Annotated in this window: 12 protein-coding genes; 3 read left to right on the top strand and 9 right to left on the bottom strand. The window is 49.2% G+C overall.

The window, feature by feature from the left end:
• Positions 1-4: 4 nt before the first annotated feature.
• Positions 5-769 carry an SDR family oxidoreductase gene (locus tag A7K91_RS25735; RefSeq protein ID WP_068687337.1) on the top strand — a complete coding sequence of 255 codons (765 nt, stop codon included), beginning with the start codon at positions 5-7 and terminating at the stop codon, positions 767-769.
• Between the two features lie 231 nt (positions 770-1,000).
• Here A7K91_RS25735 and A7K91_RS25730 read toward each other — a convergent pair whose 3' ends face one another.
• From A7K91_RS25730 to A7K91_RS25720, 3 genes are all read right to left on the bottom strand, one after another.
• Positions 1,001-1,414, bottom strand: a complete 414-nt coding sequence (locus tag A7K91_RS25730) for a VOC family protein (RefSeq protein ID WP_068687336.1) — start codon at positions 1,412-1,414, stop codon at positions 1,001-1,003.
• Between the two features lie 247 nt (positions 1,415-1,661).
• A complete protein-coding gene (locus tag A7K91_RS25725) occupies positions 1,662-2,498 on the bottom strand; it encodes a sulfurtransferase (protein ID WP_068687335.1) in 837 nt (278 codons plus the stop codon).
• 139 nt (positions 2,499-2,637) lie between these two features.
• Positions 2,638-3,789 (bottom strand): DUF418 domain-containing protein, encoded by a 1,152-nt coding sequence (locus A7K91_RS25720; RefSeq protein ID WP_068687334.1) that lies wholly within the window; start codon positions 3,787-3,789, stop codon positions 2,638-2,640.
• Between the two features lie 238 nt (positions 3,790-4,027).
• On the opposite strand from A7K91_RS25720, the gene A7K91_RS25715 reads away from it, so the two are divergent.
• Positions 4,028-4,498 (top strand): GNAT family N-acetyltransferase, encoded by a 471-nt coding sequence (locus A7K91_RS25715; protein WP_245697821.1) that lies wholly within the window; start codon positions 4,028-4,030, stop codon positions 4,496-4,498.
• An 86-nt stretch (positions 4,499-4,584) separates the two neighbouring features.
• On the opposite strand, the gene A7K91_RS25710 is transcribed toward A7K91_RS25715, so the two are convergent.
• A complete protein-coding gene (locus tag A7K91_RS25710; RefSeq protein ID WP_068687333.1) occupies positions 4,585-5,700 on the bottom strand; it encodes an acyltransferase family protein in 1,116 nt (371 codons plus the stop codon).
• Between the two features lie 241 nt (positions 5,701-5,941).
• Here A7K91_RS25710 and A7K91_RS26295 point away from each other — a divergent pair, with 241 nt between their 5' ends.
• Positions 5,942-6,088 carry a DUF1540 domain-containing protein gene (locus A7K91_RS26295; RefSeq protein WP_082967750.1) on the top strand — a complete coding sequence of 49 codons (147 nt, stop codon included), beginning with the start codon at positions 5,942-5,944 and terminating at the stop codon, positions 6,086-6,088.
• Between the two features lie 603 nt (positions 6,089-6,691).
• On the opposite strand, the gene A7K91_RS25695 is transcribed toward A7K91_RS26295, so the two are convergent.
• The 5 genes from A7K91_RS25695 to A7K91_RS25675 all read right to left on the bottom strand — a co-directional run bounded on the left by A7K91_RS25695 (position 6,692) and on the right by A7K91_RS25675 (position 12,235).
• Complete coding sequence (locus A7K91_RS25695) at positions 6,692-8,170, bottom strand: DHA2 family efflux MFS transporter permease subunit (RefSeq protein ID WP_068687330.1); 1,479 nt, start codon at positions 8,168-8,170, stop codon at positions 6,692-6,694.
• Positions 8,171-8,208: 38 nt separating this feature from the next.
• Entirely contained in the window at positions 8,209-8,553 is a 345-nt protein-coding gene (locus A7K91_RS25690; RefSeq protein WP_068687329.1) for a hypothetical protein, read from the bottom strand.
• Entirely contained in the window at positions 8,546-9,862 is a 1,317-nt protein-coding gene (locus tag A7K91_RS25685) for an MFS transporter (protein ID WP_068687328.1), read from the bottom strand. The genes A7K91_RS25690 and A7K91_RS25685 overlap by 8 nt, the downstream gene beginning before the upstream one ends.
• A 30-nt stretch (positions 9,863-9,892) precedes the next feature.
• A complete protein-coding gene (locus A7K91_RS25680; RefSeq protein ID WP_068687397.1) occupies positions 9,893-10,855 on the bottom strand; it encodes an acetylxylan esterase in 963 nt (320 codons plus the stop codon).
• 237 nt (positions 10,856-11,092) lie between these two features.
• Positions 11,093-12,235, bottom strand: a complete 1,143-nt coding sequence (locus tag A7K91_RS25675; protein WP_068687327.1) for a Ger(x)C family spore germination protein — start codon at positions 12,233-12,235, stop codon at positions 11,093-11,095.
• Positions 12,236-12,267 lie beyond the last annotated feature (32 nt).

Here is a 12,267-nt window from a genome sequence, read left to right as displayed (position 1 = left end):
CGGCATGAGTAAGTTGAAGGGTAAAATCGCTTTAGTAACCGGCGCAAGCCGGGGGATTGGTCGTAGCATTGCATTGCGTCTGGCGCAGGAGGGCGCAGTGGTTGCAGTACACTATGGAAAAAGACAAAACGAAGCAGAGGAAGTTGTTCATCAGATAGAGCAAAATGGAGGTGCCGCATTCGCGATCGGCGCTGACTTAAGTACCCTTGACGGCATTCATTATTTATATGCGACTTTAGATGAAGCCCTTCAGGAACGTATAGGCGATAATCGTTTTGACATTCTTGTGAATAACGCTGGAATCGGACAAATTGTAACCTTTGAAGAGACGACGGAAGAATCTTTCAACGAGGTCATGAACATTAATGTCAAAGCACCGCTTTTTGTTACCCAACAAGCTTTACCGCGTCTGAGAGACGGAGGCCATATAATCAATATCTCTTCGTTTGTAACACGTGTGGCCTCCCCCAGTGTTTTCGCTTACAGCATATCGAAGGGTGCAGTCGATACGTTTACGCACGTCTTGGCTCAACAGCTTGGGAGTCGTAATATTACGGTGAACGCCATCCAGCCCGGCATCATTAATACAGAGATGAATGCCGGGACGTTGCAAAATCCCAATGGACAGAAATCTGCCGCTGGTCTTTCAACTTTTAAAAGGTGGGGGGAGCCTGAAGATGTTGCAGATATTGCTGCCTTTCTGGCCTCGTCGGACAGCCGTTGGGTCACTGGTCAATTAATTGATGCAAGTGGCGGATCTCATCTGTAAATTAACGGGTTCGAAAACCTGCCAGAAGGACTAGGTTTTTATGCCTGACGGAAGCCTTAAACCGAAAAATCGCATCATCGCGGCAGTCACTTGGGTACATCCTTGCTCCGGATAATCGCCGCTTGCCATAGCGATGGCAGCGAACGGAAAATACAAAGAGGGCTCACAGTAGCCTGCCCCTCGGCAACCTGTCGAGCCCTCTAACCTGCGTTCGACGCGGCCTCTCAGTTCTTACTCTTCTCCCTTCGCCACTGGGTTGACTGCAAAGATGGAATGAATGTTCCCCTCCGGGTCTGCAAAGAACCCCGTTGTGTGCCCCCAAGACATCGACTTAGGCTCTGTAATCCCCGTAGCTCCTTTCGAGACGAAATCATGATAAGTTCCGCGGGCTTCTTCAGGTGAATCACATTTAAAATTAAGCTCAAAAGCTTGTCCTTTGCGTTCTTCCGTAAAAGAAGGATGATCGTTCGTGTTGTCCGCCATTAATGGTTTTGAAAAAATCGCTAGGCGAACTCCGCTATTTTCAAATTCAACATAATGATTTTCCTCAATTACTGTATTAAATCCCAGGACATCACGATAAAATCTAGCCAATCGGGGGACATCATTCGCTAAAACTGTAATCCCTTCTAATTGCGCTCTCATGCTTATCAAGCCCACCTTTGCACAATAATATAACGTTTACTACCATAATATAGCATAAAGAATAAATGAGATCAAATGTTCGCTTTTTGATAAACGACGTCAATTTTTCTAGTATGGCATCTTCTGAAGTGGTTCCGCTTCTTGCTTGCAAGCTTGTTTCTAAAAGAGCAAAAGAGGGCCGCAACAGGTCACTAGCTCACAACCTGTCACAACCCCCAAACCCGCGTCCTACGTGGCTTCCCGGCTCTTACTCCTCCCCCGTCGCCACCGGATTCTCGCTATACGAGATCCAATCGCTCCAGCTCCCCGCATACAAACGCACCTTCGTAAAGCCCGCTTCCTGCAGGGCGATAACGTTAGGCGTCGCCGTTACGCCGGAGCCGCAATAAACAACAATTTCGCCATCCTTGTCCAGATCGGCAAAACGCTCCGCCTGGGCTTCAGCGTCCTTCCAGGAGCCGTCTGCCGTCAAGCCATCCTTCCAGAAGCGGTTGATAGCACCCGGAATATGTCCCGCCACCCGGTCCAGCGGCTCCACCTCGCCGCGATAACGAGGCGCTTCGCGGGAATCAATTAGCGTCAGGCTTTCATCCTTCAGCCGCTCCCGCAGCTCGTCCATTTCCATCAAGATGGAATGCTCCACGACGGCAAGGAATTTAGCAGGCTGAACGGCCTCCACCTCTGACGTAACTGAATATCCCGCCTTAACCCAAGCCGCAAATCCTTCATCCAATACGGCCGCCTCTTTATGACCCAAATAATTAAGCAGCCACCACAAGCGGGAAGCCATCGCTCCGCCTTGATCGTCATAGGCGATAACGCGGGAATCATTACCGATGCCAACCCGGCTTAACGCCATCGTCAAATCTACGATATCTGGCAGCGGATGGCGTCCGCCATGCTCATCGACGGGACCAGATAAGTCCTGCTCCAAATCCAGATAAACCGCTCCCGGAATATGCGAAGCTTCGTACTGCTCCCGGCCCGCATTCGGCTGCCCCATCACAAAACGGCAATCTACAACCACCACATCGGGCTTTTCCAATGAGTCAAACAGCTCTTGCAAGGACACGATATTTTTCATAAAAGAAATTCCGCCTTCCTCTTACCTCTTTATGCCTCCCATTATATCAAACAACGGGCAAAGCTGCTGTAGGGATTGAGCGTCTGCATCAAGCGCAAAGAAACAAAATCCCTTCCGGCTTATTGAGGAGGCCATGCATTTACCTGCGGACCTTCATAGGCGGCACAGTCCGATACGTAATCGCTCTCCACACCCACTCCAGCGGCCCCATCCTGAACCGGCTAATCCAGAATCTGCTAAACAATATTTGAGCTGTAAAAAGACAGATTGAAATGAGCAATCTTCCAGCATCCCCTACTTGGCCAAAATAACCAAAACCATATCCGTAAAAAATCAATGTCCCGATCACGGACTGAAAAATGTAGTTGGTAAAGGCCATTCGTCCGACATAAAGGAACGGTCTGAGCAGCCTCCTTCCCAGTGTTGTGCGCCACGCAAGAACAATAACACACATATAAAACATAGCTCCAATCGGCCATCCCAGCAGCATGGCAAGGTCCGACCACGGTTTAACATTCAGGAACGCTAGCGCGCTTAAGCCTGCGAATAGCAGAAGCATAACGGCACATAACCTCTTTAGCAGGACGATATGGTCTTCAGCATGGTGGAACCATTTTTTCCTGGAAAAATAAGCCCCCAGCAAAAACATCCCCAGCAAGTGAGGGTAAAATCCGATTTGCTCTGCAGCCGTGCCCATCCACTCCATAATTCTTTGCTTCAAAATGACGCTGTACGAGCCTTCTCCATAAATCATAGTATTGAATTCAAGATAGTCATTAAAATAGGAGGGCGTTTGGAAGCTGCCCGATCCGCCGCTCAGCAAAATCAGAAGCGGCATCATGGACAACAGCAATACCGCGCCGATCATCATCGTTCTGGGTTTGCGGTTAATAAAGAGCAGCAGCAGAAAACCCAACACCGCATAATGCAGCAAAATATCCCCATACCAGATGAGCCAGCCATGAAGCAAGCCAAACAGCGCCAGCGCGAGCAGCCGCCTTGTAATAAGCGGAGCAAACCATACCTCTCTCTTTTTTGCGCTTTCAAGCATCAACACCATACCGAAACCAAACAAAAATGAAAAGATAGATATAAATTTGCCAGCCACAAGCGAGGTTTCCAACCCGGCTACAAGCCTGTCCCAAAATCCAGGCCATAACTCGACTTTATAAGCAATCGCCAGATAAGGCGTACTAAAAAATCTCATATTAATAATTAATACACCTAATAAAGCAACCCCGCGTATAACATCAATGACTTCAATTCGCTGCTTTTGTTCTTCAATGCCCACTGCAACTGTTCCCCTTTCAAGATTCGTCCTACTCCAATCCTATTAGCACCCCCAATTATTCACAATTGTTTAACATTACAGTTCCCTTACAACATTGTTAGTTTGGAAAACTAAGGTTGAATAACCACCTAAAAATTTGAATAGAAGGAAATACAAACTTTCCTCCATTTCCTCCATTACGGCGCCTTAAATCCATCGATACAATAGAGTTAATAAATATACACATGGAGGAATCAACATGATGGAAAATAAACAAAACTATACGATCAGGCCCGCTCAAGAAGGGGACCTGCCCCGTTTAAAATCACTGATGCTTGAATATATCGTGGATTTTTATGGCTGCAATCCGCCTGACGATAAGCGGCTGGAGGCTCTGATGAAGCAGCTCCTTGAGCAAAAGGAAGGCATTCAATTTGTAGCGGATAACGGAGAAAAGCTGGCGGGTTTTGCAACGCTATATTTTACATTCAGCACCTTAAGGGCGTCGCGGGTTGTCGTTATGAACGATCTTTATGTAGTGGAGGAGCAAAGGGGCCGTGATGTTGCGGCCGCGCTTGTTCAAGCCTGCCGGCGTTATACCGCGCAAAATGGTTTTGCCGGTATGAGCTGGGTTACAGCCCATGACAACCATCGCGCCCAGCGTTTTTATGACAAAATTGGCGGAGAACGCGAGGAATGGATCACCTACAACATTAGTCCAGAGTTTTAATGCAACACGAACTAGGCCTAGATGAAAAAAAGGGATACCTGCTGGCCTATTAAGCCAAGCAGGTATCCCTCTGAATGAATTTATATTTACAAAACGCGCTTTGCAAAAGGCAGCATTTTAAGGATGGATGCGACCATAAAGCAACAAACTATTGAAAGAATCGAAACAACTGCCCATTTGACTGCTGAAGGCAAAGGCAAGCCTTGAAAAGCCATCGTCCAACCCACCACAACAGCGGGATGAATCAGATATACAGCATAAGCATGTCGGGATAACCATTGCTTCAATGGACTGGTTGAATAAAAGCGCCTTCGAAACAAAGAAAGCAAGGTCAAAATAATGCCAATACATACAAATGGCTCCCATATGGCATATAAAAATGCCTCCGCGTTCACTCCTCCTTCAAAATGAACCTCTCCATCAAGCGCGCCTGTGAGTACAAGGATGACAGGCAGGACTGGTATAAGGCCAAGAGACAGCCACTGCCAGCCTTTTTGCAATTTGGGTGGTATATTATCCAGCCAACCATTTTTCTGAGCAATAATTCCAGCAATGTAAAGCACAATATAAGAAGGGAAATAACCAAGCTGCAATTCCAGCGGCCCCTCGCCTGTTGGATAAATCAAACGTGTCACAAATGCAGCCAGCCCCATTCCAACTGCAAGCCATAACAGCTGAGCTCCCTTTGGAAACGAAAATCTTGGAGCTGCCTTCTTCATTTTTTTAAGCACAATTTCAAAAAAAACATGTATAACCGCAAAATAAATAGATGCCTGCAAAAACCAGGCGGGTCCAAAAAAAGTCCTCTCAAAACTCCATACATACTGATTGTAAAACTCTGCAAGCGTTAACTGTAGACGATAATGAGCAAACCATACTGTAATCGGTCCGATTAAAAAATAATAAACCAGCATCGGTATACCTAAGCGAAGCAGTCTGTCCTTTATAAACGTCGAACTTCCTTTCCTGGATAGCGATACCGAGGAAAAATAGGCGGAAATAAAGAAAAATAGCCCCATAAAGAAGGTTTGGCAAACTGCAGTAAATAAAGTTAAGAAAACGGCCGTTATGCTCATCTCATCCTGATTCGAATCCTTTAATATCCATGAACCTGCCGCTCCGTAAGCAATAGCCGCATGAAATATAATGACCAAAGCTGTCAAAAAAACCTTAAGATTATCCAACTCATTAAGCCTTTTCAAAAACCGGTTCCCCCTGTTTCACAATCTCAGATATCCCCTTATTCTTACTCTTCATCCCTCTCAATGCTGCTATGATTAGAACACCTCCTGCGCTTGCAGAAACCCCCTAGATGGGTTAAAATAATAGCGAAACGCAAATAGCCCCTTCTGGTAAAAGGGACAAGCAAATCTTTATTCAAGCTGGTAACTTGATTAGATTTGTGCTGTTGTTTCACACTAATTTCATAAGGAGGTGTCTAAGATGGCTAAAGACGTACTTTGCGAGGTTGACACTTGTGTCCACTGGCATAGCGGCAACAAATGCGCTGCTGAACAAATCTACATCACATCTCATGAAAAAGCTCACACATCTGCTGAAACAGACTGCAAAACATTCGAAGTTAAATAATGATCCGGAGAAGGGATACTGGGGTATTCCTTCTTCTTTTTTTATTTTAACAATAACGATAATTGTTATCAAGCTTTTTTTGATAATTTTTTTCAATTAGCCACACAGCCAAAAAAGCCGCTTGGGGAGAACGTAAATGTCTCCACAAGCGGCTTCCTGATTACGGATCGCTTTGCGATTGCAGATCGCTTCCTGCTTACCGATAGCTTTACATCTGCGGATCGCTTCCTGCTTACCGATAGCTTTACATCTGCAGATCGCTTCCTGATTCCGATAGCTTAACGCTTACGGACATCGCCGACCTTTAGAAGCTTCTTTTTGCGATATATCAGCTTCTAAAGGACATTGGCGTCCGTAACAGCTAGCTTTTCATCATGAATGTGCCATTTTCCAGCGCTAAAGGACACAGGTGACCGTAACCAGAAACGAACCTGCCCAATTCCCACTGTAACGGTCACAAATGACCATCATACCAGCAAACTGCAGTCCAGCGCCAAAATACCATTCAGCGATCCGCCACGCAATAACCCAGCACGCAACGCCATTCAATGATCCGCCACGCAATAATCCAGCACGCAACGCCATTCAATGACCTTCCGCCACTCAATGGCTCGGCTGAGGAGCCGTTTCCCCTTCACCCGAAGACCGGTTTGCCCGCTTCAGCAGCAGCGTCAGGATCAGCGCCAGCACAACCAGGCCAAAAGCGATCAGAAACGCGCTTTTCATGCCTGCCATCATGGCCGCTATCGTCATTGCGGGGTCGCTGGCCGCATCCTCCCCCGCCTCCACAAGAAAGCTTGCGGAACGATTGCTCATTACCGTCACAAGCAACGCCGTTCCGATTGCGCCCGATACCTGCTGCAGCGTGCTTAAAATCGCCGTTCCATGTGTATAAAGCTTTGGCGGTAAAGCGTTTAGCGCGTTTGTCATAACCGGCATCATCATCATGGAAATGCCCAGCATCAGCAGGGTATTCATGACCATAATGAACGCATACGGCGTTTCAGGCGTCAGGCCGGAGAACTGCCACAGCGTATTGGCAAGCAAGGCGAGGCCGATAATGGACAGCCACTTGGCGCCAAAACGGTCGAACAACCGACCGTTGATCGGGGACATGATCCCCATCAGAATACCGCCGGGCAGCATAACGAGCCCTGCTTCGAGCGGCGTATATTGCAGCGCCTCCTGCAGAAACATCGGAAGCAGCAGCATCGCCGAAAACATCGCCATCATCACAATCATCATAATTGGCGTGGACAGGCTGAATATGCGATACGTGAAGGTCCGCAAATCTAGCAGCGGCTCCTTAAGCGTCAGCTGTCTCCAGACAAACAACAGCAGGGCGATACCTCCCGCAATGACAGGAATAAGCACGGTCAAGCTGTTCCAGCTTCCGTGTCCCTCCCCCGCGCTGCTAAAGCCGTATACCAGTCCCCCAAAACCGATGGTCGACAGCAGCATGGAGAACAGATCGATGCGCGGCTTGCTCGTTTCCGTTACATTTTGCAGCTTGTAGTAAGCGAACAAAATAACAAACAGAGCAATGGGAAGCACGCTATAGAACAATACCCGCCAGCTGAAATGCTCCACAATGATCCCCGAAAGCGTTGGCCCGATTGCCGGAGCGAACGTAATAACGATACCGATCGTCCCCATCGCGGAGCCCCTTTTTTCCATCGGCACAACCGAAAAAACAACGTTGGTCAATAGAGGGAATAGAAGCCCCGTGCCGGAAGCTTGCAATATGCGTCCCAGCAGGAGAGGCTCGAAGCCGGACGAAAGCGCAGCAACCAGCGTCCCCGCCATAAATAGCGCCATTGCCGACAGAAACAGGCTTCGGGTTGGGAAGCGCCTCATCAAATAAGCCGTCATCGGGATCAACACGCCAATAACAAGCAAATACCCCGTGCTCAGCCATTGCGCCTTGCTTGCGGGAATATCCAAATCCGCTCTGATCTGCGGCAGCGCCACGTTCAGCAGCGTTTCATTCAGAATGGCGACGAATACGCCAAGAATCATAACCATCACGACAATAAAATTGCTGCGGCTGCCAAAAGCGCCGCCTGTCTCTTCCTTGCGCATGTCTCCACTCCTCTTCATTCATCTTCATTCAAAATCTTTTACAACGGAATGCGGTACTCCGAATTCAACTCCACGATATGCTCGCCCTGATTGTATACCCAGCAAAAATGAAACGTATTGCCCGTATAACGGGTACGCTCGCGGATATCCGGCACAATCGTATCCTCCATATGAGAGATCACGATGTTTTCCATCTCCTCCAGCCTCCGGCCCGTCTCGGCCGTCATTCCTTCCGCCTGCTCTTGTGACATTGTCAGCAGAAAGTAGCTCAGTGCCGTCTCCTCGAAGCCGGCATCCTCGCTTATCGCACTGCCTGCGCCGCGCAAAACCTCCAGAGCCGTTTTGGCCCAATCGGTTTTAAGATCGATCGTAATTTCATACATTGATATCCGTACCCCCATTATTATCCTTCGTTGAGTCGCCGCCCTTGATTTTCATCAGAAACGACAGCACAATCGCCGTCAGCAGCAGCAAAAATGGCACGATGCTGATCAATACGCGGAAGGTGGTCTCGGGATCGGGTCCCGGCTCATCCCCGCTTTTGTACCCGTATATCTGTCCAACAATAAAAAAGGCCAGCACCGAAATCAAGCCGCTGGAGCGCGTAATAAAGCCCGCAACAGCCGTATAAATCCCTTCCCTGCGCCGTCCCGTATCATCAAAGTCCCGATCGATGATCAGGCCGCTGACAACAGGCGGCGTAACCAGAAAACCCGCCATGCCGAAACCAACGATCACTCCTGCCGCCACGCCCGCTCCAAGGCCGTTGCCGAACCAGAGCGGCAGAACGGAAAGCGCGTAAGCGCCCAGCGACAGTCGCCATGCCTTGACGGGGTCCATCCGGCGCACGAGCCAATACCATACGCCCACGAGCGGAATGACCGAAACAAAGATGGCGGCCAGCAGAATAGTGACCTGTCCCTCCGGAATCCTCAACACGTATTTGGCGTAAAAGGGAATGATAGAGCTAAGCAGCCCATTAACCGTTTGAGCAAAAGAATTGGAAATATTAAATACCCAAAACGGCTTATTGGTTAGTGTTGCGCTAAACGCTTCCTTCAATCCCATACGCGGCGTCTTGAGCGCCTCCGGGTCCTCCTGGACATATCTCATACACAATAGCATGAAGAAGGCAAACGCCACCGCGTAAATCATCGACATGGAGCCAAAGCCCAGCTTATTGAACAAAATAGGGGTCAAAGCAGTGCCGATGAGAAGCGCCACAATCTGATACCCCTGCTGCACGGCGGATGCCTTGGTGCGAAGCGCACCGCCCCGGAACAGCTCCGGAAACAACGCGCCATAGTTGACCCACAATATCGTTGCGGCGGCTTCATACAAAATAAGCGCAATAAGGAACCACACGAACAGCCCATAACCCGACAGTCCGCCCGGCACCATAAAAACCAGCATAAAGGTCAGCATAAAAAGAGGCACTGCCACATAAATCCACGGCTTGCGGCGGCCGTAACGCGATTGGGTCCGGTCGGAGAAATAACCCGCGAGCGGCTGGTTGACTGCATCCCATACCATAAAGATTACCCGCGCCAAGGTCGCAAGACCCAACGCCAGGCCAAGCTTTTCGATATAATAGTACGTATAAAACGTGCTGAACGCCTGACTCGGTATCATCATCGCCAGCATCCCGAATGCATACGTCCACGGTGAATTTATTCCTTTACCCCGCCTCATAGTTTCCACCCATCCCGTTTAAAAGGTTGTTCAAAACCAATGGCCAAAATGCTTCCCGAGATACGCCAGCTTGACCTCCGTATGCCTCGCCCCTCCGCCTTCGTGGCCGTTAAAGGGATAGATATGGATTTCCTTCTCCGCCTGTATCCGGTTATAGGTGGCGAAATACATGAGCGGCGGACAAATTTCATCTTTAAGCGCTACAGATGCCAGCACCGGACAGGTGATGCGGTCGGCCATGTTCATGGTGTCAAAATAGCTCAGGTTGTCCATCACGAGATCCGTCTGTTCGGGATGCTTCTTCAAATAGTCGGCCACGGCGCCAAACGCTCCGTGATTGCCGCGAACCCGCTCAACCAGATCGCTGTTGCTCGGCACATCAACCATTGCGAGCTTGGGCCGGTCGTCCAATGCGGCAACCGCCATGCCCAGCGCTCCTCCTTGGCTTCCGCCCTCCACGATAATGCGGCTGGCATCAACCTCCGGCTGCCCGCAAGCAAAATCAACGGCCTTCAGACAATCGGTATAGACATGGCGAAAATAATATTCGTACCGGCTGTGCACGCCCTTGCTGGCTACGTTGCCGGAAAACCCGTGGCTGTACGGAGCCTGGCTCCCGGTGCGGCCGCCCTGCTCGCGGCAATCGACCGACAAAACCGCAAGGCCCATCATCGCCCAATGCATCAGCTCGGACGGCTCGCCCCGGCTGCCGCCGAAGCCGTGGTAATGAATCAGACACGGATAGGTTTCTTTGCCCATAAACGACGGCACAATAAACCATCCGTGAATCCTTGTTCCGTCAACCCCGCTATACGAAATTTCGTTCACCGTTACCGCCTTGGACGGGTAATCCAGCTTTGTTCTTTCCGGATGGAGCGGAGCCGCCTGCGCTTCTGCTATCGTCTGTTCCCAAAACTCATCAAAATCCTCTTTTTTAGTCAGCAAAGGAAAGTACTGAAACAAATCCTTTGACGCGTCCTCTACATAACCCACAACCAAGCCTCCTATGTAAGCAAAAAATGAAGCCTCATGATTTATAGCTCCGGCAATCAATGCCTTGTTAACGAGCAGTGGAGCCAATAAAAGCCCACTTTGTATTATACTTCATTCAACTACGAGAAAAAGAAAAACTTTCGCCTTTTACCAAAAATATGGACACAAAAAAAAGGACGGTCCGAAAAGTCAAGCCGTAACAGACTTTTCGAACAGCCCCTCATGTTTTACTTTCCATTAATCCACCGGCCTCGCACTGATGCTTCCGCCCGTAATCAGCTTGAGCTTGATATCAAACGAAAACGGAATCTCCGAAAATTGCCGGTCCCAATTATCTTTCATTTGATTCCACGTCTTGGGATTTTTGCGATAAATCGCGTTGCCAATTCCGATTACGTCAAGCTTCTCCTTTTGAATAAAAGCCAGCGCCTCCTTTGCCTCCTTCTCCATCTGCCGCTCAACTCCGCTTACAAATCGCTTTTCGTCGGCTTCGTTTTTAATCGAGGTGCATTTAAGCTCCGTTGCCGCAATTTCACCACGGATCTTCACATCGACAACCAGTCTGCCCTTAACATAATGAGGCGTTTTTTCGACCGATAGAGCCAATACCTCGCTTGTTTCCTCCATTCTCTCCTTCCCTTCGCACGGCGCCTCCATAATGCCCTTGCGGAGCTTGTTTTGCAGAATCAATATTCCCTTCACCTTTTCAGCGGGAACAATGCTCGCCAGCTTGCCGTCCCGCAGAAGCGCTATACCGGCAGCTGACCATAGCGCGGGATCAGCCTTATCTTCGTAGACATAAGCAACAGAGGCATCGCTATTTGGGCTTTTCACTTGAAGGATCATGTCCAGCAGGGTCGTATCCAATGTTTTGCCTGTGTTGAGAAAGGAGGATTCGCTAGAGCGCAGAAGCTGCTGCGAGGTGGTTTGTTCGATCAGCGGCTTTTTTTCCAGGAGCTTGGCGGCTTTTCCTTTTGTAATCATAAGAGTAACGCTGCTGCGTGGTTCATGATCCCTGTGAAAGAAATCAAGCATGCTCATCAGGTCCATTTTTTTGGCAAACTGCTCCCCTACCAAAATGACCCGGAGATGACTCCACTGCGCTTTGCGCCCCAGATGAATGGGGATATCGCGTATCGCTCCCATGACCGTATCATTGACGGTTTCGATATTGATGCTGGATTCAGCGGGATTATTGCCAGGCCTATCTGCTTGAGGGGAGGAAGGACGGTAGATTTGCGTCAGCAGCTCTACCTGTCCATTCTGATTGCGGTCAATAGCAACGCCCATGACGAATCCGCGCTCCGTCAATTCGTATTTGCTCCAGCAGCCCGGCAACAGCAGCAGGAAGATGAACAAAACCGCCAGCCTGACCTTCATGTCTTCATCTGCCTCCTCCAGTAACTCTCCAG

Source organism: Paenibacillus oryzae (assembly GCF_001675045.1).
Lineage (GTDB): Bacteria > Bacillota > Bacilli > Paenibacillales > Paenibacillaceae > Pristimantibacillus > Pristimantibacillus oryzae.
Note: the sequence above shows the minus strand (reverse complement) of the source record. Positions and strands in the feature narration are given on the sequence as shown.